Annotated in this window: 20 protein-coding genes; 9 read left to right on the top strand and 11 right to left on the bottom strand. The window is 69.0% G+C overall.

The annotated features are described in order from the left end of the window. Positions 1 to 65: 65 nt before the first annotated feature. Together rng and MUU77_RS05885 are read right to left on the bottom strand one after the other, a co-directional pair. On the bottom strand, positions 66 to 1,553 hold the full coding sequence (gene rng / locus MUU77_RS05890; RefSeq protein WP_245092625.1) for a ribonuclease G: 1,488 nt from the start codon (positions 1,551 to 1,553) through the stop codon (positions 66 to 68). A gap of 10 nt (positions 1,554 to 1,563) precedes the next feature. Further along, positions 1,564 to 2,160, bottom strand: a complete 597-nt coding sequence (locus MUU77_RS05885; RefSeq protein ID WP_245094271.1) for a Maf family nucleotide pyrophosphatase — start codon at positions 2,158 to 2,160, stop codon at positions 1,564 to 1,566. A 161-nt stretch (positions 2,161 to 2,321) separates the two neighbouring features. On the opposite strand from MUU77_RS05885, the gene MUU77_RS05880 reads away from it, so the two are divergent. Continuing rightward, positions 2,322 to 3,068 (top strand): SIMPL domain-containing protein, encoded by a 747-nt coding sequence (locus tag MUU77_RS05880; protein WP_245092623.1) that lies wholly within the window; start codon positions 2,322 to 2,324, stop codon positions 3,066 to 3,068. A 210-nt stretch (positions 3,069 to 3,278) separates the two neighbouring features. Beyond that, positions 3,279 to 3,944 (top strand): energy transducer TonB, encoded by a 666-nt coding sequence (locus MUU77_RS05875; RefSeq protein ID WP_245092621.1) that lies wholly within the window; start codon positions 3,279 to 3,281, stop codon positions 3,942 to 3,944. 79 nt (positions 3,945 to 4,023) lie between these two features. Here the strand turns inward: MUU77_RS05875 and rlmH are convergent, their stop codons facing one another. Then, complete coding sequence (gene rlmH / locus MUU77_RS05870) at positions 4,024 to 4,494, bottom strand: 23S rRNA (pseudouridine(1915)-N(3))-methyltransferase RlmH (RefSeq protein WP_245092619.1); 471 nt, start codon at positions 4,492 to 4,494, stop codon at positions 4,024 to 4,026. A gap of 121 nt (positions 4,495 to 4,615) precedes the next feature. Between rlmH and MUU77_RS05865 the strand changes: the two genes are divergently transcribed. Next, on the top strand, positions 4,616 to 6,151 hold the full coding sequence (locus MUU77_RS05865; RefSeq protein WP_245092616.1) for an alkaline phosphatase PhoX: 1,536 nt from the start codon (positions 4,616 to 4,618) through the stop codon (positions 6,149 to 6,151). Positions 6,152 to 6,216: 65 nt separating this feature from the next. Here the strand turns inward: MUU77_RS05865 and rsfS are convergent, their stop codons facing one another. The 5 genes from rsfS to leuS form a co-directional block, all read right to left on the bottom strand. Continuing rightward, positions 6,217 to 6,633, bottom strand: a complete 417-nt coding sequence (gene rsfS, locus MUU77_RS05860; protein WP_245092613.1) for a ribosome silencing factor — start codon at positions 6,631 to 6,633, stop codon at positions 6,217 to 6,219. Positions 6,634 to 6,664: 31 nt separating this feature from the next. Further along, the gene (nadD, locus tag MUU77_RS05855; RefSeq protein WP_245092611.1) at positions 6,665 to 7,342 is read right to left on the bottom strand and encodes a nicotinate-nucleotide adenylyltransferase; all 678 of its coding nucleotides are present in this window, start codon (positions 7,340 to 7,342) and stop codon (positions 6,665 to 6,667) included. Between the two features lie 11 nt (positions 7,343 to 7,353). Beyond that, positions 7,354 to 8,388, bottom strand: coding sequence for a DNA polymerase III subunit delta (gene holA / locus MUU77_RS05850; protein ID WP_245092609.1), 1,035 nt, complete (start codon positions 8,386 to 8,388; stop codon positions 7,354 to 7,356). Next, positions 8,388 to 8,939 carry an LPS assembly lipoprotein LptE gene (gene lptE / locus MUU77_RS05845; RefSeq protein WP_245092607.1) on the bottom strand — a complete coding sequence of 184 codons (552 nt, stop codon included), beginning with the start codon at positions 8,937 to 8,939 and terminating at the stop codon, positions 8,388 to 8,390. The genes holA and lptE overlap by 1 nt, the downstream gene beginning before the upstream one ends. An 84-nt stretch (positions 8,940 to 9,023) precedes the next feature. Then, the gene (gene leuS, locus MUU77_RS05840) at positions 9,024 to 11,657 is read right to left on the bottom strand and encodes a leucine--tRNA ligase (protein ID WP_245092605.1); all 2,634 of its coding nucleotides are present in this window, start codon (positions 11,655 to 11,657) and stop codon (positions 9,024 to 9,026) included. A 106-nt stretch (positions 11,658 to 11,763) separates the two neighbouring features. Between leuS and MUU77_RS05835 the strand changes: the two genes are divergently transcribed. Continuing rightward, positions 11,764 to 13,095, top strand: a complete 1,332-nt coding sequence (locus tag MUU77_RS05835) for an amidohydrolase family protein (protein ID WP_245092602.1) — start codon at positions 11,764 to 11,766, stop codon at positions 13,093 to 13,095. A 36-nt stretch (positions 13,096 to 13,131) separates the two neighbouring features. Here the strand turns inward: MUU77_RS05835 and MUU77_RS05830 are convergent, their stop codons facing one another. Beyond that, a complete protein-coding gene (locus MUU77_RS05830) occupies positions 13,132 to 13,731 on the bottom strand; it encodes a DUF998 domain-containing protein (protein WP_245092600.1) in 600 nt (199 codons plus the stop codon). 80 nt (positions 13,732 to 13,811) lie between these two features. Further along, entirely contained in the window at positions 13,812 to 14,402 is a 591-nt protein-coding gene (locus tag MUU77_RS05825) for a hypothetical protein (RefSeq protein ID WP_245092598.1), read from the bottom strand. A gap of 207 nt (positions 14,403 to 14,609) precedes the next feature. On the opposite strand from MUU77_RS05825, the gene trxA reads away from it, so the two are divergent. Both trxA and MUU77_RS05815 read left to right on the top strand, forming a co-directional pair. After that, positions 14,610 to 15,464: a thioredoxin gene (trxA, locus tag MUU77_RS05820; RefSeq protein WP_245092596.1), complete on the top strand. Its 855-nt coding sequence runs from the start codon at positions 14,610 to 14,612 to the stop codon at positions 15,462 to 15,464. A gap of 44 nt (positions 15,465 to 15,508) precedes the next feature. Beyond that, positions 15,509 to 15,973, top strand: coding sequence for a DUF4442 domain-containing protein (locus tag MUU77_RS05815; protein WP_245092593.1), 465 nt, complete (start codon positions 15,509 to 15,511; stop codon positions 15,971 to 15,973). A 3-nt stretch (positions 15,974 to 15,976) separates the two neighbouring features. Here MUU77_RS05815 and MUU77_RS05810 read toward each other — a convergent pair whose 3' ends face one another. Next, positions 15,977 to 17,308: a hypothetical protein gene (locus MUU77_RS05810; RefSeq protein WP_245092591.1), complete on the bottom strand. Its 1,332-nt coding sequence runs from the start codon at positions 17,306 to 17,308 to the stop codon at positions 15,977 to 15,979. A 67-nt stretch (positions 17,309 to 17,375) separates the two neighbouring features. Between MUU77_RS05810 and MUU77_RS05805 the strand changes: the two genes are divergently transcribed. The 3 genes from MUU77_RS05805 (at position 17,376) to MUU77_RS05795 (ending at position 19,911) form a co-directional block, all read left to right on the top strand. Then, positions 17,376 to 18,047: a DUF502 domain-containing protein gene (locus MUU77_RS05805; protein WP_245092589.1), complete on the top strand. Its 672-nt coding sequence runs from the start codon at positions 17,376 to 17,378 to the stop codon at positions 18,045 to 18,047. A gap of 3 nt (positions 18,048 to 18,050) precedes the next feature. Further along, positions 18,051 to 18,827 carry a queuosine precursor transporter gene (locus tag MUU77_RS05800; RefSeq protein ID WP_245092587.1) on the top strand — a complete coding sequence of 259 codons (777 nt, stop codon included), beginning with the start codon at positions 18,051 to 18,053 and terminating at the stop codon, positions 18,825 to 18,827. Between the two features lie 61 nt (positions 18,828 to 18,888). After that, a complete protein-coding gene (locus tag MUU77_RS05795) occupies positions 18,889 to 19,911 on the top strand; it encodes a serine hydrolase domain-containing protein (protein ID WP_245094268.1) in 1,023 nt (340 codons plus the stop codon). The last annotated feature ends 108 nt before the right edge of the window (positions 19,912 to 20,019 follow it).

Genomic DNA, 20,019 nt, shown 5'->3' with positions numbered 1-20,019 from the left:
GCATGGCGGCGGCCATCGGGCGATCACTCGCTCGATTCCCGACTCGCCATTCCCTATTCCCGGCTTCAGAGCAGCACGACATCGAACTGCTCCTGCAGGTACTGGTCATCGGCCTGGAAGCGGATCGATTTGCCCAGGAACTCCTCCAGTTCCGCCACCGCTGTCGATTCCTCGTCGGTGATGCGCGCGACCACCTTCGGCGAGGCGATCACCAGCAGGCGCGCAGCCTCGAACTGGCGGACGGCGCGGGTGATCTCGCGGAAGATCTCGTAGGTGACGGTTTCGGTGGTCTTGATGCTGCCGCGGCCGCCGCATTCCGGGCACGGTTCGGACAGCTGCCGGGCCAGGCTCTCCACCGTGCGCTTGCGCGTCATCTCCACCAGCCCCAGCGGCGAGAACTCGTACACCGTGGTCTTGGCGTGGTCCTTCGCCAGCGACTTCTCCAGCGTGCGCAGCACCTGGCGGCGGTGCTCCGGATCGTCCATGTCGATGAAGTCGATGATGATGATGCCGCCCAGGTTGCGCAGCCGCAGCTGGCGCGCGACCGCCTGCGCCGCCTCCAGGTTGGTGCGGTAGACGGTCTCCTCCAGGTTGCGCTGGCCGAGGAACGAGCCGGTGTTCACGTCGACCGTGGTCATCGCCTCGGTCTGGTCGATCACCAGGTAACCGCCCGACTTCAGCGGCACCTGCTTGTCCAGCGCGCGGCCGATCTCGTCCTCCACGCCGTACAGGTCGAAGATGGGGCGCTCGCCCGAGTACAGTTCGATGCGTTCGGCCAGCACCGGCATGTACTTGGCGACGAAGGCCTGCAGCCGCTCGTGGGTTTCCTTGGAATCGACCTTCACCTTTTCCACGTCCTTGCGGATCAGGTCGCGCACCGCGCGCAGCGGCAGGCTGAGGTCTTCGTACAGGATGCTGCACGAGGGCGACTCGCGCCCGCGCCGCTCCACCACGTTCCAGACGCGCGCCAGATAGGCGATGTCCTCGGCCAGGGCCTCGACCGGCTGGCCCTCGGCATTGGTGCGGATGATGTAGCCGTGGCCGCCGTGCAGGCCGGCCAGTTCGGTGACGGCCTGCTTCAGGCGATGGCGCTCGGCTTCGTCCTCGATCCGCGCGGACACGCCGATCACCTTGGACTGCGGCAGCAGCACCAGGTAGCGCGACGGGATGCTGATCTGGGTGGTCAGGCGCGCGCCCTTGCTGCCTATCGGGTCCTTCACCACCTGCACGACGATGTCCTGCCCATCGCGCAGCAGGTCCATGATCGGCGCGGGCGGTGGCGTGGGCAGCGCGGCGTCTTCGCCATCGACCACGGCATCCGGCGAGGAACGCACGATGTCGTTGGCGTGCAGGAAGGCGGCGCGCTCCAGGCCGACCTCGACGAACGCCGCCTGCATGCCCGGCATCACCCGCTGCACCTTGCCCTTGTAGATGTTGCCCACCACGCCGCGGCGCCAACCGCGTTCGATGTGCAGTTCCTGCAGCATGCCGTTCTCGATCACCGCCACGCGGGTCTCGCGCGGGGTGACGTTGACCAGGATCTCTTCCGACATGGGTCCTTCCTCAGGCTGACGCGGTGGCGGCGGCGGCCGTGGGATGGAGGCCGAAGCCGCGCAGCAACCGCGCCGTCTCGTGCAGGGGCAGGCCCATCACCGCCGAGTAGCTGCCGGCCAGGCGGGTGACGAACTGCTCGGCGCGCCCCTGGATGCCGTACGCACCGGCCTTGCCCATCGCCTCCCCGCTGGCGACGTAGGCCGCGATGTCGGCCTCGTCCAGCTCGGCGAAGGTCACCTCGGTGACCACCAGCGCCTGGGCCTCGCGTCCGGCGCTCACCACCGACACGGCGGATACCGCCTGGTGGGTGCGTCCGGACAGGCGGCGCAGCATGGCGGCGGCTTCCGCTTCGTCGGCCGGCTTGCCGAAGACCTCTTCGTCCAGGATGACTTCGGTATCGGCGCCCAGCACGACCGCGCCGGGAGTGGCGACGACCTTGAGCAGCCCGGCGCCGGCCTTTTCCCGGGCGACCCGGCGCACATAGTCGGTGGCCGGCTCGCCGGGCTGGCGGTGTTCGGGAATGTCGAGGTCGATCCGGCCGAACGGGAAGCCCAGGCGGGTCAGCAGTTCGGCGCGACGGGGGGATTGGGAGGCCAGATAGAGCATCACGGAAGAATAACCCGCGGCACCTGACTGAATGGGTCCTGATACGGGCCCGGTGCCGGTAACCCTGCCGCAGATCACGGCCCGTTCATGTCATCGTGAACACCCTTGCGCGTCGACGACGACCGGGTGTCCCGCCATCCGACCCACGAAAAGGAGATCCCATGCGTCTGCCCCTGATCCGCCCCCTGCTGCTCGCCCTGACCCTGTCCCTGGGAGCCACCGCCGCCATGACCAGCCACGCCCAGACCTCACCGGCCTACGCCATCCCGTCCGACGGGACCCTGCTCAACGTGTCGGCGCAGGCCGAGGCCTCGCGCGTGCCCGACATCGCCACGATCTCCGCCGGCGTGGTCACCCAGGCCGTGGACGGCAACACCGCCATGCGCCAGAACAGCGAGCAGATGGCCAAGGTGGTGGCGGCCATCAAGGCCGCCGGCATCGCCGACAAGGACGTGCAGACCAGCGGGATCAGCCTCAATCCGCAGTACCGCTATGCCGAGAACGAGGCCCCGAAGATCACCGGCTACCAGGCCAACAATACGGTCAGCGTGAAGGTCCGCGACATCGCCAAGCTGGGCAAGGTGCTGGACGCGCTGGCCGGCGTGGGCGCCAACCAGATCAACGGGCCCAGCTTCGAGATCGACGAACCGGAGCCGGTCTATGACGAGGCTCGCCTGGCCGCACTCAAGAAGGCCCAGGGCCGCGCCGAGACCTATGCGAAGTCGCTGGGCCTGAAGGTACGCAGGATCGTCAGCATTTCCGAAGGCGGCGGCGGCTTCCGTCCGGTCCCGATGATGGCGATGGCCAAGGCGGAGTCCTTCGATCGTGCCGGCGCCGCACCGCCGGTGTCGCCGGGCGAAACCACGGTCTCGGTCAACCTGGATGTGGTGTTCGAACTGGGCAGGTAAGCCTGATAGCGCAGCACCCCCTTGCGGCGCCCCCTCGGGGCGCCGTTTTCGTTGCGGGAACCCGCAACAGGACTACACCGAAGGTCGAACCCCCGCCCTCTTGCGGACGCCATGCGCCGGAGTACAGTCTGGGCGTGCGGCGCCAGGACGTGGCAACCCCACTCCTCGCGGCCGAGCGTTGTTCCATTCACAGCCCTCAGGAGGTGGATCATGGTTCGCGCACTACCCCACGGTTCCGACACCCGCATCGACAGCGGCCGCGTCGCCGCCCTCGCCGCCGCCATCGCGGTCCACGCCGCCGCCCTGCTCATGCTGCTGATGCCGATGGCGGCACCGCCCATCGAGCCGCTGGCCCTCGAGGCACCCAAGAAGCCCATCTTCCAGATCTATGAGAAGAAGGTCCTCCCCGATCCCGTCCCCGTGGTCGAGGAACGCAAGATCGTTCCGGAAAAGAAGCCGGACGTGATCCAGCCGCGGACCGACGTGGTGACCCCCGCCCTGGATACCCCGGTGATCGTCGATGGCGGCAGCGAGCCCGTCGTCGAGCCGTCGGTGGTCGACACCGGCGACGTCGCCGGTCCGGCCGTTGCCGGCCCGTTGCCCTCGGCCACGCTGGAGTACGTCAGCGCCACCTCGCCGCGCTATCCGATCAACGAACTGCGCAAAGGCGTGCAGGGTACGGTGATGCTGCGCGTGCTGGTGGACGTGGATGGCACGCCGGTCAGCGTGACCATCGAAAGCAGCAGCGGCAACCGCAACCTGGACAAGGCCGCGCTCCAGCATGTGCTGAAGACATGGCGCTTCAAGCCCGCCATGCAGGACGGACAGGCGGTGCAGGCCTACGGCCTGGTGCCGATCGCCTTCAGCCTGCAGTGATGTCCACGCCATGAGGGAACCAGAGGCCCGCGTCCGGCGGGCCTCTGGCTTGTCCACCCGTAGGATGAAAGCCGCCGCATCACGCGCGGTGGTATGGATGGTTGGCCAGCATCGCCGCCGCGCGGTACACCTGCTCGGCCACCACCAGCCGCACCAGCATGTGCGGCAGCGTCAGCGGACTCAGCGACCACTTCTCGTGCGCCGCCGCGACCACGTCCGGCGCATGGCCTTCCGGTCCGCCGATCAGCAATGCGATGTCGCGCCCCAGGGTGCGCCAGTGCTCCAGCCGCCGGGCAAGCTGTTCCGACGAATAAGGCTTGCCGGTGACCTCCAGCGCGACCACATGGGCGTTCTTCGGCAGCGCCGCGAGCACGCGCCTGCCCTCGTCCTCGATCGCGCGCTGCGGATCGCGCCCCTTCCCGCGCAGACCCGGCTCGATTTCGACCAGTTCGAACGGCAACCAGTGCGACAACCGCTTCTGGTACTCGGCAAATCCCTGGGCGACCCACGACGGCGCACGCTCGCCGGTGGCGATGAGACGGCATTTCATGACCCCATGATAGCGGCGTCACACGTCCGTCGGCCCGCCTGCAAGGGTCATGCCTCTGTCATGTGGCGGTTATCTGCGCTGCCTAGCGTCGTCCCCTCCCCCCGCCCGCAGGAGTCGCACGATGACGCTGTTCGATCCCTCCCGCCGCCAGGTCCTGAAAGGCAGTGCCGCCGCCGTCGCCATGGGTGCCATCGGCAGCCTGGGCGCGTTGTACGCGCGCCAGGCACAGGCCGCCACGACCGCGACGCGGCTTTCGCCCGTTCCCAGCCGCTACGGTCCGCTGGCTCCGGTCGCGGACGAGGCCACCGGCCTGCCGCTGCTGCAGTTGCCGCGTGGTTTCCGCTATCGCTCCTTCGGCTGGAGCGGCGACCGCATGGACGACGGCCAGCCATGCCCGGACCGCCACGACGGCATGGCCGTGGTCGGCGTGCGTCGCCCGCGCCACGGCCGCCGCGTCCCAGGACATGGGCACGGCCTGGAGTACGTGCTGATCCGCAACCATGAGCGTGGCGCCGGCACGCCCATCCGGGCGCCCGGCATGTACGACACGGGCACCGTCAGCGGCACGCAGTTCGCCGGCGGCGGCACCACGACGCTGGGCTGGCGCCATGGCCAATGGACGCGCATGGAGCCCAGCCTGGGCGGCACGCTGGTGAACTGCGCGGGCGGCCCGACCCCGTGGGGCACCTGGCTGAGCTGCGAGGAGATCAAGACCGATGCCACGTCGAGCACGGGCCGCAAGCACGGCTACGTTTTCGAAGTGGACCCGGACAGCGAACGCACGACCGGCCGTCCGCTGGTGGGCCTGGGCCGTTTCAGCCATGAAGCCGTGGCCGTGGATCCGCGCACCGGCATCGTCTACCTGACCGAGGACGACCGCAACAAGTCCGGCCTGTACCGATTCGTCCCGAACGACCGCCGTGGCCGCAACGGTTCGCTGGAGAACGGCGGCCGGCTGCAGGCGGCGCGCGTGCGCGGGCGCCGCAACGTCGACCTGAGCGTGGCCGGCATCGGCGACGAGTACGCGCTGGAATGGGTGGACATCCCGGATCCGGACCTGGACACGATCGCGGCGCCGGCCGGCTTCCCCGACGTATCCGCCGGCGAAACGCTGAGTGGGCCGTTCGCGCAGGCATGGAGCGAGGGCGCGCTGCGGATGAGCCGTGGCGAAGGCATCTGGTACAGCTACGGCAAGATGTTCATCGTCGACACCAGCACCGGCGTGGACGCGCAGGGCCGCAAGGGCCGCGGCAACGGATCGGTGTGGGTGCTGGACCTGTTCACGCAGCGGCTGAAGGCATTGTTCGTCAGCGGCAACCAGCTGGCCGCGCACAATCCCGACAACATCACGGTCAGCGGGCGCGGCGGCGTGGTGCTGTGCGAGGACGGCGGCGAGAGTCCCGACGAATACGGCCCTGGCGCGCGCCTGATCGGCCTGACCCGTGCGGGAGAATCGTTCTACCTGTGCAAGAACAACGTGCAGCTGACCTCCACCCAGATCGCCAACGCCGGCAAGTCGGTGGCGGAGGGCGACTACCGCGGAAGCGAGTTCTGCGGCGCGTGCTGGGATCCGCTCTCGCGCACGCTGTTCGTCAACCTGCAGTCGCCCGGCATCACCGTCGCCATCACCGGCCCCTGGGAGCGCGGGCCGCTCTGACCGGTGACCCCGAACGGAGAACGGCGCCCTGCGGCGCCGTTCTTACTATCCGCGGTCATGGCGCATCAGAGGCGCGATTCGTCCGCGGTTTCGATGTCTTCCGGCGGCTGGTCGCCGACCGTCCACAGGCGCTCCAGCGCGTAGAACTCGCGCACGCGCGGCAGCATGACGTGGACGATGACGTCGCCCAGGTCCACCAGCACCCATTCGGCCTCGCGCTCGCCTTCCACGCCCAGCGGCATGACGTCCAGCTTCTTGGCGAACTTCACCACTTCGTCGGCGATCGACTTCACGTGGCGGGTCGAGGTGCCCGAGGCGATGACCAGGTAGTCGGCGACGCTGGACTTGCCGCGCACGTCGATCTCGACGACGTCCTTGGCTTTCAGTTCATGCAACGCCGCATGGACGTTGGCGAGCAGGTCCGGCAGGGCCGGCGGCGGACTGGGGAGGCGGGTCTTGATGACGTGGGCTTGGCTGGACAAAGGCTTGGTGGCTCTGGAGATACGGGTCCGATTATAGCGGACCGTGCGTCGCGGCCCGGTCAAGGTAGAGCCTTTCGTCGGCGATCGCCGTGGCGACGCGGGCCGGCACCAGGTGGCGCCAGGGCTCACCGGCGGAGATCCGGCGGCGGATGTCGGTGGCCGATTCGGACTGCAACGGGTGGTCCAGCCGGTACACCAGGCCGGCCGGCGTCCTGGCCAGCGCGTCGGCGCAGGAGGTCCAGCGCGATGCCAGCACCTCGGCCAGACCGGGCGGCAGGCCGGCATCCAGCGGCACGCCGGGACGGTCCGCCACCACGAAATGGGCCAGACCGAACAGGGCCCGCCATTCGTGCCAACCCGGCAGGCCCAGCAGGCTGTCGGCCCCGATCAGCAGGGCCAGGGGGGCTGCGTCGCCCAGTTCCCTGCGCAATTCGCGCAGCGTGTCCACCGTGTACGACCGCGACGCCGGCAACCGCGCGGCCCGGCGCAGTTCGCGCCTGTCCACGCACAGGCCGTCCTCTCCCTCTATCGCCAGATCGAGCAGGTGCGCGCGCTGCGTCGCGCTCGCGCCCGGTGGCGCGCGATGCGGCGGGTCCGCGGCGGGCATCAGGCGCACGGTCACGCGCAGCGCGTCGCGCGCGGCGCGCGCGATGGCCAGGTGTCCGTTGTGGATGGGATCGAAGGTGCCGCCGTAGAAGAGCCGCAGCATCGCGCGTGCCGTCAGGCCACCAGCAGGCGCACGGCCTTGGCGTCGGCGATGGCCAGCAGCAGCCGCTCCAGCGCCACCCAGGCGTCGCCGTCGCCACGTCCCTTGGCGGTGCGATCGATCTTCGAGGCCTCGGCGACGAAGCGGTCCCAGCGCGCCGGCGAAGCGTGCCGTTGCAGGGCGCGCTTGAACGGCGCCTGCTTTGCCTCCCAGATGCCCTGCGCCTTCATCTCCGCCGCCAGGTTGCCGCCACCGGCCTGCACGCGCGCCAGTGCGGCCGTGCGCAGCAGTTCCTTCACCACCATCGGCATCAGGCCCGCGACCATGTCACCTTCGGCGCGCAGGCCGGCGACGATGCGCGACACCTGCGCGCCCTGCCCCGCCAGCACCGCATCGGTCAGGCGGAACACGTCGTAGCGGGCCGCATTGGCCACCAGCGACTCCATGCGTTCGGCATCGAGCACGCCGCCATCGCTGAGCAGCGCCAGCTTGTCGATCTCCTGCGCCGCGGCGAGCAGGTTGCCTTCCACGCGGTCGGCCAGCAGTTGCACCGCGTCGCGGTCGGCGCGCAGGCCCTTGCCGCGCAGGCGGCTTTCGATCCATCCCGGCAGTTCGTGCGGCTTGATGGCCCACGCCACCGCGACCACGCCGATGCGCGCGATGGCGTCGCTCCACTTGCCCTGGTAAGCCTTGCCCCATTCGCCTGCGGTGACCAGCAGCACCACGTCGGGCGGCGGGTTGGCGCAGAAGCCGCCGATGACCTCGGCGCCTTCCTTGCCCGGCTTGCCGCCAGGCAGGCGCACCTCCACCAGTCGGCGGGCACTGAACAGGCTGGGTGCGTTGAAACTGGCCTCCAGCTGGCCCCAGTCGAAATCGCGCCCGTCTGCATCGAAGACTTCGCGCTCACCGATGCCCTGCGCCCGCGCGTGCGCACGTACGGCGTCCGCCGCCTCCAGCACGCGCAGCGTTTCGGGCCCGGCGATCAGGTAGGCCGGATGCAGCGGCTCGGTCGTACCGCGCGCCGCCAGCTGTTCCGGCTTCAGCTCCATCAGGGGGCGGCGTCCGCAGGGCGGGAACGCACCACGCCGTCGACGCGGCGCAGGATGGAGGCGGCCATCTCGCGGCGCAGCTCTTCCGCCAGCACCTCGCGCTCGGTCGACGTACCCGTCGCATTCTGCGGCGGCGACACGTAGTCGCGCGACAGCTCGACCACCTGCTGCGGCACCAGGTCGGTACCGTCGGCCTTGGTGAAGGCGAACACCACGGCGTAGCGCAGACTGAATTCCTGGGCACGGCCGAACTGGTCCACCGCGATGGGCAGGTCGCCCCAGCGCTCGGACGCGATACGCAAGGTCGCGACCTGCGCATCCGGCGCGATAGTGGCGTCGGCGTCCTCGCCGACCGGTGCGGCCAGCGTGGCTCCCGCCGCCTGCAGGCCACGCGACAGGCTGGTGACCAGGGCGCTGTACGAGGCGGTGGGGCCGACCACCCGCACTGGCCCCAGGTCGGATGGCAACGCGATCCTGTTGCGCAGGTGGAAGCCGCAGCCGGCCAGGAAGACCAGGGCGAGGACGAGGACGGGCAAGCGGAATCGGATCATGGGCGAAGTCTGGACGAGCCCGTCATGGGCGGCAATAGCCTAGCCGGACCGCAGGTGAACGCCGGGGCAAGGCGCCCCGGCCGGTCATCCGGCGACGATGTTGACGATCTTGCCGGGCACCACGATCACCTTCCTGATGGTCAGTCCCTCCAGGAACTTGGCGGTGTTCGGTTCGGCCTTCGCCAGCGCCTCGACCTGGTCCCGCGGCGCATCGGCGGCCACCTCGATCGTGCCCCGCAGCTTGCCGTTGACCTGCACCGCCAGCGTCACCGAATCGCGCACCAGCGCGGCGGCATCGACCTGGGGGAACGCCACGTCCTCGATCAGCGTCTCGGCGTGGCCCAGCACCTGCCACAGCGCATGGCTGGCGTGCGGGGTGATGGGGTTCAGCAGCAGCACCGCCGATTCCAGCGCTTCCTGCCGCACCGCGCGCGCCTGCGGGCTGGCGTCGTCGAACTTGCCCAGCGTATTGGACAGTTCCATCACCGCGGCGATGGCGGTATTGAAGCTGTGGCGCCTGCCGTAGTCGTTGCCGACCTTCTCGATGGTTTCGTGGGTCTTGCGGCGCACGGCCTTCTGCTCGGCGGTCAGCGTGGCCACGTCCAAGACCGGCGCGGCGCCGTCGGCCGCGTGCTTCTGCACCTGCGTCCACAGCCGGCGCAGGAAGCGCGCCATGCCTTCCACGCCGGCCTCGTTCCACTCCAGCGACTGCTCGGGCGGCGCGGCGAACATCGAGAACAGGCGCACGGTATCGGCACCGAACTTGTCGACCATCGACTGCGGGTCCACGCCGTTGTTCTTCGACTTGGACATCTTCTCGACCGCACCGATCTTCACCGGCTGGCCGTCGGCCTTCAGGGTGGCGCCGGTCACGCGCGCCTTGTCGTCGCGCTGGATGTCCACCTCGGCCGGATTGATCCAGTCCTTCGAGCCGTCGGCATGGTCGCGGTAGAACGTCTCGGCGATCACCATGCCCTGGGTCAGCAGGTTGGTGGCCGGTTCGTCGCTGTCCACCAGGCGCGCGTCGCGCAGCAGCTTGTGATAGAAGCGGAAATACATCAGGTGCAGGATCGCGTGCTCGATGCCGCCGATGTACTGGTCCACCGGCAGCCAGTAGTTGCCGCGCTTGTCCACCATGTCCTTGGCGCCCGGCGAGGTGTAGCGCGCGTAGTACCAGCTGGACTCCATGAAGGTGTCGAAGGTGTCGGTCTCGCGCTCGGCGGCGCCACCGCATTGCGGACACTTCGTCTTGCGCCATTCCGGGTCGGCCTTGATCGGCGACTTCACGCCGTCCAGGGTGACGTTCTCCGGCAGCACTACCGGCAGGTCCGAATCCGGCACCGGCACCGCGCCGCAGCTGTCGCAGTAGATCACCGGGATGGGGCAACCCCAGTAGCGCTGGCGGCTGACGCCCCAGTCGCGCAGGCGGTAATTCACCCGGCGCTGGCCCTGGCCCTTGCGCTCGAAGCGCTCGGCCAGCGCCTCGAAGGCACCGCGGTAATCCAGTCCGTCGAACTCGCCGGAATTGACCAGTTCCAGGTCGTCGCGGGTCTTGTCGCCGTACCAGTCGTGCCAGGTTGTGGGATCGTAGGTCTTCTCTTCTTCGTTCCGCGGCGACTTCAACGCGATGACCTGCTGGATCGGCAGCGCGTATTTGCTGGCGAACTCGAAATCGCGCTGGTCGTGCCCGGGCACCGCCATCACCGCGCCGGTGCCGTAGCCCATCAGCACGAAGTTGGCCACCCATACCGGCACCTTGTCGCCGGTGATCGGATGGACGGCGCGCAGGCCGGTATCCATGCCGCGCTTTTCCTGCGTCTCCAGTTCCGCTTCCGACACGCCCCCATGCTTCAGCTCTTCCAGGAACGCGGCCAGCGCCGGGTTCGATGCGGCGGCCTTCTGCGCCAGCGGATGCTCGCCGGCGATCGATACGAAGGTCACGCCCATCAGCGTGTCCGGACGCGTGGTGAACACCGTCAGCGGCTCGTGCCCTTCGACGGCGAACTGGATTTCCAGGCCTTCCGAGCGGCCGATCCAGTTGCGCTGCATGGTCTTGACCGCATCCGGCCAGCCCGGCAGGTTGTCCAGGCCGTCCAGCAGTTCCTGCGCGTAGTCGGTGATGCGCAGGAACCACTGCGGGATCTCGCGCTTCTCCACCAGCGCGCCGCTGCGCCAGCCACGGCCGTCGATCACCTGCTCGTTGGCCAGCACGGTCTGGTCCACCGGGTCCCAGTTCACCACCGAGTTCTTGCGGTAGGCCAGGCCCTTGCGCAGCAGACGCGTGAACATGCGCTGCTCGTGCACGTAGTATTCCGGGCGGCAGGTGGCGAACTCGCGCGACCAGTCGATCGCATAGCCCAGCGACTTCAGCTGGCTGCGCATGTGGTCGATGTTGGCGTAGGTCCACTTGGCCGGCGCGGTCCTGTTCTTGATCGCCGCGTTCTCGGCCGGCAGGCCGAACGCATCCCACCCCATCGGCTGCAGCACGTTGTGGCCGGTCATGCGCTTGTAGCGGCTGATCACATCGCCGATGGTGTAGTTGCGCACGTGACCCATGTGCAGCGCACCGGACGGATACGGCAGCATCGACAGGCAGTAGTACTTCGGCTTGTCCGACCGCTCGTCCACCTCGAACGCCCGCCGCGCCTCCCAGAACGCCTGGGCCTGGGATTCGACGGATCTGGGGTCGTAGGAAGCGGATTCGGCGGCAATGGACATGGCGGTATGCGGCAACGGCGACGGCAAAGCCGCCAAGGGTACCGCAGCGCACCATGGCCCGCCACGCCAGCGGTTAGCATGGGCGGGTCGAAACCGGGGATTCCAGATGAACAGAACCATCCTTGCCCTCGCTGTGGCCGCCTGCGGCCTGTCCGCCGCCTCGGACACCCTGGCCGCCGGGCCGGCGGCGCCCAGCACCCTGGCGCTGCACTGCGAACGCGTGTTCGATGCCCGCAGCGGCAAGGTCCTGGGCGAGCACACCCTGCTGGTCCGCGACGGCCGGATCGCCGAGGTCATCCCCGGCCGCGCCAAGCTGGCCGATGCCGAATCCATCGTCCTGGCCGACCGCACCTGCACGCCGGGATGGACCGACCTGCACGTACACCTGGACGGCGAATCCAGCCCGCAGAGCTATTCGGAAGGCTTTCGCCTGGATCCGGTGGATTTCGCGTACCGCTCGGTGGGCTACGCCGAGAAGACCCTGATGGCCGGCTTCACCAGCGTGCGCGACCTCGGCGGCGAAGTGACCCTGCACCTGCGCGATGCGGTGAACCAGGGCGCGGTGAAGGGCCCGCGCATCTTCGCCGCGGGCACCTCCATCGCCACCACCGGCGGGCACGCCGACCCCACCAACGGCTTCAATACCCACCTCTCGCACCTGATGGGGCCGCCCGGGCCGACCGAGGGCGTCATCAATTCCATCGATGACGCCCGCCAGGCCGTGCGCCAGCGCTACAAGGACGGCAGCGACGTCATCAAGATCACCGCCACCGGCGGCGTACTGAGCTATGCCAAGTCCGGCGACGCCCCGCAGTTCACCGTGGATGAAGTGAAGGCCATCGTCGACACCGCGCGCGACTACGGGTTCCGCGTGGCGGCGCACGCGCACGGCAAGGAAGGCATGAAACGCGCCATCCTCGGCGGCGTGACCAGCATCGAGCATGGCACCTACATGGACGACGAGGTGATGCGGCTGATGAAACAGCACGGCACCTGGTACGTGCCCACGATCTCGGCGGGCCGCTTCGTCGCCGAGAAGGCCAAGATCGATGGCTACTTCCCGGCCGTGGTGCGGCCCAAGGCCGAGCGCATCGGCGCACTGATCCAGGACACCGCGGGCAAGGCCTACCGCAACGGTGTGAAGATCGCCTTCGGCACCGACATGGGCGTGGGGCCGCACGGCGACAACGCGCGCGAGTTCATCTACATGGTCGAAGCCGGCATGCCCGCGGCCTACGCGCTGCAGGCGGCGACGATCCGCGCCGCGGAAGTGCTGGGCGTGGACGACCAGGGGGTGATCGAGGCCGGCAAGCGCGCGGACATCGTGGCCGTCCCGGGCAATCCCGTGGAGGACATCAATGCCGTGCTGAAGGTGGATTTCGTGATGAAGGACGGGAAGGTCTACCGCCGTCCGCGCCTCGACGACCCCACCCGATGACGCGATGACGAACGCGCGGCAGCGCGGCGGAGGTATTCACCTCCCGGCGCGCGACGCAACGCACAGCCAGCCGAGCCACGCGGCATAGCCCAGCCGCTGTGCGATGCCCGCGGGCATCAGCGCGACCGCGACCAACGCACTGAACAGTACGATCCCGGCCGCCACGCCGCTCGCGATCGCCGCCGGACCCCACCCGCTGCGTCCGCGCATCCCGAGGGCGAACAGCGCCGCCCCCGGCACGAACGCCACCCACCACAGCAACCACGCCGTCGCGTGCAGGCTGCTGGCATCGTTGTGCAGATCTTCCGGATCCAGCGGCAGCACGCCCAGGCCGATGAAACCCAGCGCGGACAGCAGCAGGAGCTGGGCCCCCACGCGCGCAGGCCAGCCCGCATCGGCCGGCAGGCGGTGCCGCAGGTCCAGCGCGGCCAGCGCCGCCAACACCCCGGCCAGCACGAAGCCCGACAGGTTGAAGCCCAGCGCATGCGGCACGCCTTTCGCGCCGAGCACCGCGACCGGATGCCAGACCTGCGAGTAGCCCGGCAGGGCCGCGCCGAAACCCGCGGCGGCGCCGATGAAGACGAGGGCGGCGAGCACGCCGGCCAGGGGCAGCAATCGGGTCAGGAGGAAGGTCATGCAGGGGGCGCGAAGGTGGAAACGGCACGGGCAGGCCGTCGTGGCCTGCCCGTTGGGCGACCCATCTTAACGTCGGCGCGTCATTCCTTTTCCCAGCCGGTCCGGCCGCCCTGCGCCGTGGCGTGGTTGTCCTTCAGGTAGTCCAGCGCCAGCGAGGCGCTGCGCACGAGCATGCTGTTGTCGGCGGCACCGAACGTCCATGCCCCGGCCATGCCCTTCGCATGCTGGTAGAACTCGGGCTCGGCGATCACCTGTCCCGTGGCCTGGTCGGTCAGCTTCATCTTCACCAGGATGCGCGAACTGCCCGCGAAGGCGCCCGCCCAGAAGCGCGCACCGCCGCTGATGAAGCGGATCTTCTCGATGCGCGGTTCGACGACGAGGGTGCGCACGGGGGAGTGCGTGGCTGGCGCCGCATTGCGTTCGCCCACCCAGGCGCCGATGCGTTCGTCCAGATTGCGCTGGAACGACGCCAGCGCCTGCTGGTTGGCCTTGTGCCCGGCGTACTCGTCGGACAGCGTGGCGGGCCTGAGTTCATAGCGATCGAACGCGGCCAGCGCCTCCGCCGGTGGCGGATTCACCTCGGCCGACGCCTGGATCTCGTCCTTCGCCAGCGCCTGGCCGACCACGGCCCCCGCCAGCACCAAGCCCAGCACGAAACGACGCACGCCCATCACAGCCTCCGGTCCGATTGATGATGCGGCCACAGTAGCAACGCCGGTACCGCCGGCACCCGTGCCGAAAGGCCAGCCCGGGTCCGTCCGCGCCCGACGCACGGCCTGCATCGCACGGCGCGGATGTTAATTTTCCGCTACCTCACCTTGTATCCTGTCGGCTACGCCACCATGTCGGCACGACCCCTTGAGCCACGAACCTGCCCGATGAGCGAGCTGCCCCACGTATTCGACGCCACCACCGAGACCTTCGAAGCCGAGGTCCTGCGCAAGTCGCTGGAGGTCCCTGTTCTGGTCGACTTCTGGGCCACGTGGTGCGGGCCGTGCAAGACGCTGGGGCCGATTCTCGAGAAGCTGGCCGGCGAGTACAACGGCGCGTTCGTGCTGGCCAAGGTCGACGTGGACAAGGAGCAGCAGATCGCCGCGGCGTTCCAGATCCGCTCCGTGCCCACCGTCTTCCTGGTGAAGGACGGGCAGCTGGTCGACGGCTTCCCCGGCGCGTTGCCGGAAGGGCAGTTGCGCGAGTTCCTGGCGTCGCACGGCATCCAGCCGGCCGCGGCGCCCGAGGCCCCGGTCGAGGCCGCGCCGCTCGACCCGCAGGCCCAGGTGGCCGCCCTGCGCGAAGCCATCGGCGCCGAGCCGGACAAGGACGAACTGAAGCTGGACCTGGTGCTGGCGCTGCTCAAGACGGGCGACGCGGCCGAAGCCGAACGCCTGCTCGACGCCCTGCCCGCCAATCTCGCCACCGATGATCGCGCGGTGAAGGCGCGCGCGCGGCTGGGGTTCGCGGCGGCGTTGAAGGACGCGCCATCGCCCGAGGCCCTGCGCGCCGCCGTGCAGGCCAACCCCGACGACTTGCGCGCATTGCACCTGCTGGGCGTGCATGCGCTGGTGGCGGGCGATTCGGAACAGGCGCTCGAACACTTCCTCGATATGCTCAAGCGCGATCGGGCGTACGAGGACGGACTGGCGCGCAAGAGCCTGATCGACGCGTTCCGGGTGATCGAGGACGAGGCCCTCGTCGGCCAGTACCGCAGGAAGATGTCCTCCCTGTTGTTCTGATCCCGAACCTCGCCCCACCCGCACCATCCCCACACGCAGTTTCCATGAAGCCCACTACCCTGCGGCACATCTTCAACGTCTGGCCGCCGTTCCTGCTCAGCGGCATCCACGTCACCGAACTGGCCCCGGACTGGAGCTTCGCCCGCGTCGAACTGCGCATGCGCCCATGGAACCGCAACTACGTCGGTACCCATTTCGGCGGCAGCCTGTTCGCCATGACCGATCCGTTCTGGATGATCCTGGCCAAGGAACGCCTCGGCCGCGACTACTACGTGTGGGACAAGGCGGCCGAGATCGAGTTCGTGAAGCCGGGCAAGGGCACGCTGCACGCCGAGTTCCGCCTGGACCCGCATGTGCTGGACGAGATCCGCGCCGAAGCCGCCGACGGCCGGAAGTACCTGCGCTGGATGCCGGCCGATGTCTTCAACGCGCAGAACGAGGTCGTCGCCCGCGTGCGCAAGCAGATCTACGTGCGACTGAAGCCCGAGGCGCGGACCAGGGCCGGCTGAGCCCTACCGACCCGTCCCCGACATCCATGCCGGCACGGGCAGGCGCCAGGTCTGGTCCTCGCCCGGACGCTTCTCGTACATGGGTACTTGGAGTGTCTTGCCTTCGATGCGGATGTCGCGCGCAGCGCTCCTGAATGCGTCAGGACGCGCGCGCACGCGTTCCGCCAGGGGCCGCGCGTCTTCCGCCGCGTTCGCGCGCAACCACAACCACGTCCCCACTGCCTTCTGCCGCATCGCCGCGTCCTGCAGCCGCAGAGCATAGTCGGCATAGGCCGGCGCCTGCATGCCGACCAGCGTGCACCCCGCCGCGTTGGCGATGCAGGAGAACGCCATGCCGGAAGGCGGGGCCGGCTGCCGAAGCGGCATGTCGGCCCCGATCGCCGCGGCGGCGGCCTCTCCGCAGAACCAGTCGAACGTGCCTGCGCCCCGGGCGGCTGATTTTTCCACGTCCAGAAACAGCGTCGCCCAGGGGGACTCGACCGATGCCCGCGCGGCGGCACGATACGCCGCCGTCGCCCATCTGCCCTCCGCCCGCATGGTGGGGCAGATGGCGGCCGTCTGCGCGCCATCCACCGCGAAGGCCTGCCGGCAGTTCGCAGGCAGGGGATGGTCTGGTGGCAACTCGGACAACATTTCGACGAACAGCGAGGCACTCCCCTTCTGCAACGCCGCTCCGATCATCGACGCGATCAGGCTGTCTCCACTGGCCACCAGCTTGCGGGCCAGGGAGGCGTCGCGGCAGACGCCTTCCAGCGCGGCATCGACCTGGCCGCTGGAAAACCGCTGTGCCTGCAGGGTCAGATCGTGGGTGAGCCGCGTATAGGGCGGAAGGGCGATGTCCGGACGCGGGGGCAAGGTATTGCGGAAATGATCGTACGCGTCCAACGCAGCGATCCGCTCGGCCGCGCTCCGCTGCATCTGTGCCAATGCGGCATATCCGGCGGGGTCGCCGCGGACCCTGGCCAGGCAGCCCGGCTCGTGCAGGCCGCAGAACGCAGGCGCCCCTTCCGGAGCCGACGGCAACACCGGAAACCGCTCGAGTACGCTGACATACGGTGGCGACCCGCCTTCGGCGTCCCACGCCGGCAAAGCCGCCAGACGATGGGCCTCCTCGGCGAGCAGCCCCTCCGCGTGCGCGACATCGACATCGTGCGCGACGGCCCACAGGGCGGCGAACCCGTTCCTCCCTTCGAGGGTGGGTATCACCTCGATCCGCGCCAGCGCCTCCGCCTCGCGCTCCGGAATCGGCATCGCGCGACTCGCGACATACAGCAGCACGACCAGGGCTACCGACCCGAGAACGAATCCACCGAACCACCGCCATGCCGTCGCCATCCCTCGACCCCCTGTCTCATCCTGCAGAGACTATAGCGTCCATTCCGCCGCGCCCTACAATAGCCCCATGCCCCCCGACCACCCGCCGCACCGCGCCTCGGTGCAGAAGCTCTTCATCACCGGCCTGCTGACCCTGCTGCCGATCTGGCTGACCTGGGTGGTCATCAAGTTCGTCTTCGTCCTGCTGTCGGACATCAGCAAGCCCTGGGTGGAGCCGCTGTCGCACCGCATCGCGGCGACCTTCCCGCAGTCGCTGGGCTGGTTCAACGGCCTGTGGGTGCAGAACACCATCGCCATGGTCGCCACGCTGTTCGTGATCCTCGCCGTCGGCGCACTGACCCGGCGCGTGGTGGGCCAGCGCCTGCTGCGCTGGTTCGAGGCGCTGATCGCCCGCGTGCCACTGGCCAACGTCATCTACACCAGCGCGCGCAAGCTGCTGGACATGCTGGAGACCAAGCCCGGCAGCACGCAGCGCGTGGTGCTGATCGACTTCCCGCACCGGGACATGAAATCCGTCGGCCTGGTGACGCGGGTGATCCGCGAGGAGGGCAGCGGGCGCGAACTGGCCGCTGTCTACGTGCCCACCACGCCCAACCCGACGTCGGGTTACCTGGAGATCGTGCCCGTGGAACTGCTCACCCCCACCGACTGGACGGTGGACCAGGCCATGAGCTTCATCATCTCCGGCGGCGCGGTGGCACCGGACGCCATGCCCTTCACCCGCGCCGGGGACCGCTGAGTCATGCACGCGGCGCGCACGCTGGACGATCGCGCGGTGCGCCTGTTCATCGTGCTGGCGGCCGTGTTCTGCGCCAACGCGGTGCTGGCCGAGTTCATCGGCGTGAAGATCTTCGCGCTGGAGGACACGCTGGGCATCGCGCCGCTGGAATGGAACCTGTTCGGCCAGACCGGCTCGCTCAGCTTCACCGCGGGCACGCTGCTGTGGCCGTTCGTGTTCATCCTGACCGACACCATCAACGAATTCTTCGGCAGGCGCGGCGTTCGCCTCATCTCGTGGCTGGCCGTCGCATTGATCGTGTACGGCTTCCTGTTCGCCTTCGCGGCCATCGCCCTGGCGCCGGCCGGCTGGTGGGTGCAGGCGGCACAGGCACAGGGCGTGCCCGACTACCAGAAGGCCTTCGCCGCGATCTTCGGCCAGGGCATGTGGACCATCGCCGGCTCGGTGCTGGCGTTCCTGGTGGGACAGCTGATCGACGTGTCGGTGTTCCACCGCATCCGCACGGCCACCGGCGAGCGCTGGGTGTGGCTGCGGGCCACCGGCTCGACCGCGATCTCGCAGCTGGTGGACAGCTTCGTGGTGATCTACGTCGCCTTCGTGCTGGGGCCGCAGAAGTGGCCCACGTCGCTGTTCCTGGCGGTCAGCACCGTCAACTACGCCTACAAGATGCTGGCGGCCATCGCGCTGATTCCGCTGCTGTACCTGATGCGCCACGGCATCCGCCACTATCTGGGACGCGAACGCGAGCGGCAACTGCGCGCGGAAGCCGCCCTCGACTGACCGGGACCGGACACGGCGCGCGAAACGGGGGAACACGATGAAAGCGACCTGGCTACTGGGGATGGCGATGATGTCGACCGGCGCACACGCCGCCACGCGCGCAGAAACGATCGATGCCTGGATGCGCGACTACACCGGCCAGGTCCCGGGGGCCTCGGTGCTGGTGCTCCTGGCGGGCGAGCCGGTGTTCCAGCGCAGCTATGGGCTGGCCGACCTGGAGGCCGGCGTGGCCAGCTCGCCGGCGACCAATTACCGGCTGGCGTCGGTCAGCAAGCAGTTCACGGCCGCCAGCGTGCTGCTGCTGGTCCAGGACGGCGCGCTGACGCTCGACGATCCCGTGCGTCGCTGGCTGCCTTCGCTGCCGGTGGCGGCCAAGGGCATCACCCTGCATCACCTGCTCAGCCATACCTCCGGACTGGTCGACTATGAGGACCTGCTGCCGCCGGACCAGGCGCGCCAGGTACGCGATGCCGATGTCCTGCACCTGCTCGAACGCGAGGACCGCCTCTATTTTCCTGCCGGCAGCGACTACCGTTACAGCAACAGCGGTTATGCGCTGCTAGCGCTGGTGGTGGAGCGCGCGTCCGGGCAGCGGTTTTCCAGCTTCCTGCGGACACGGATCTTCTCCCCGCTGGGCATGACGGCGACGCTGGCGCGCGAGGACGAGGGCCCGCCGGTGCCGGACAGGGCGTTCGGCTACAGCCTGGTCGGCGACCGATGGGATCGCACCGACCAGAGCACGACCAGCGCCGTGCTGGGCGATGGCGGCATCTACTCGTCGATCACCGACCTGGCGAAGTGGGACGCCGCCTGGTACGACGACCGCCTGCTCTCCGCGCAGTCGCGTGCGCTGGCGACGCAGGCGGCGACGGCCACCCCCGAAACCGACGTGGCGCATTACGGATACGGCTGGCGGCTGCAGGGACGGATGCAATGGCATTCGGGCGAGAGCATCGGCTTCCGCAACGTGCTGCTGCGCTTTCCGGCACAGCACCTGACCGTCATCGTGCTGAGCAACCGCGACGCGCCCGAGCCGTACCGGCTTGCACGGCGGATCGCCGCACTCTGGAACGGCGTGCCGTGAGTTCCAGCCCCAGGGCTTCTTAACCGAAGCTAATGTGACGTGATAACCGAGGAAAACCGGCCGGTTCTGCCGCCACCCCCTTCTATAATTGTGACCGGCTTTACATTT

Source organism: Pseudoxanthomonas sp. F37 (assembly GCF_022965755.1).
In the GTDB taxonomy this organism is placed as follows: domain Bacteria; phylum Pseudomonadota; class Gammaproteobacteria; order Xanthomonadales; family Xanthomonadaceae; genus Pseudoxanthomonas_A.
This window is presented reverse-complemented; position numbering and strand designations above follow the sequence as displayed.

Coding starts and splice junctions, on each gene's coding strand:
- rng (WP_245092625.1), bottom strand. CDS start 1,553: ATGTCGGAAGAGATCCTGGTCAACGTCACCCCGCGCGAGACCCGCGTG.
- MUU77_RS05885 (WP_245094271.1), bottom strand. CDS start 2,160: ATGCTCTATCTGGCCTCCCAATCCCCCCGTCGCGCCGAACTGCTGACC.
- MUU77_RS05880 (WP_245092623.1), top strand. CDS start 2,322: ATGCGTCTGCCCCTGATCCGCCCCCTGCTGCTCGCCCTGACCCTGTCC.
- MUU77_RS05875 (WP_245092621.1), top strand. CDS start 3,279: ATGGTTCGCGCACTACCCCACGGTTCCGACACCCGCATCGACAGCGGC.
- rlmH (WP_245092619.1), bottom strand. CDS start 4,494: ATGAAATGCCGTCTCATCGCCACCGGCGAGCGTGCGCCGTCGTGGGTC.
- MUU77_RS05865 (WP_245092616.1), top strand. CDS start 4,616: ATGACGCTGTTCGATCCCTCCCGCCGCCAGGTCCTGAAAGGCAGTGCC.
- nadD (WP_245092611.1), bottom strand. CDS start 7,342: ATGCTGCGGCTCTTCTACGGCGGCACCTTCGATCCCATCCACAACGGA.
- holA (WP_245092609.1), bottom strand. CDS start 8,388: ATGGAGCTGAAGCCGGAACAGCTGGCGGCGCGCGGTACGACCGAGCCG.
- lptE (WP_245092607.1), bottom strand. CDS start 8,939: ATGATCCGATTCCGCTTGCCCGTCCTCGTCCTCGCCCTGGTCTTCCTG.
- leuS (WP_245092605.1), bottom strand. CDS start 11,657: ATGTCCATTGCCGCCGAATCCGCTTCCTACGACCCCAGATCCGTCGAA.
- MUU77_RS05835 (WP_245092602.1), top strand. CDS start 11,764: ATGAACAGAACCATCCTTGCCCTCGCTGTGGCCGCCTGCGGCCTGTCC.
- MUU77_RS05830 (WP_245092600.1), bottom strand. CDS start 13,731: ATGACCTTCCTCCTGACCCGATTGCTGCCCCTGGCCGGCGTGCTCGCC.
- MUU77_RS05825 (WP_245092598.1), bottom strand. CDS start 14,402: ATGGGCGTGCGTCGTTTCGTGCTGGGCTTGGTGCTGGCGGGGGCCGTG.
- trxA (WP_245092596.1), top strand. CDS start 14,610: ATGAGCGAGCTGCCCCACGTATTCGACGCCACCACCGAGACCTTCGAA.
- MUU77_RS05815 (WP_245092593.1), top strand. CDS start 15,509: ATGAAGCCCACTACCCTGCGGCACATCTTCAACGTCTGGCCGCCGTTC.
- MUU77_RS05810 (WP_245092591.1), bottom strand. CDS start 17,308: ATGGCGACGGCATGGCGGTGGTTCGGTGGATTCGTTCTCGGGTCGGTA.
- MUU77_RS05805 (WP_245092589.1), top strand. CDS start 17,376: ATGCCCCCCGACCACCCGCCGCACCGCGCCTCGGTGCAGAAGCTCTTC.
- MUU77_RS05800 (WP_245092587.1), top strand. CDS start 18,051: ATGCACGCGGCGCGCACGCTGGACGATCGCGCGGTGCGCCTGTTCATC.
- MUU77_RS05795 (WP_245094268.1), top strand. CDS start 18,889: ATGGCGATGATGTCGACCGGCGCACACGCCGCCACGCGCGCAGAAACG.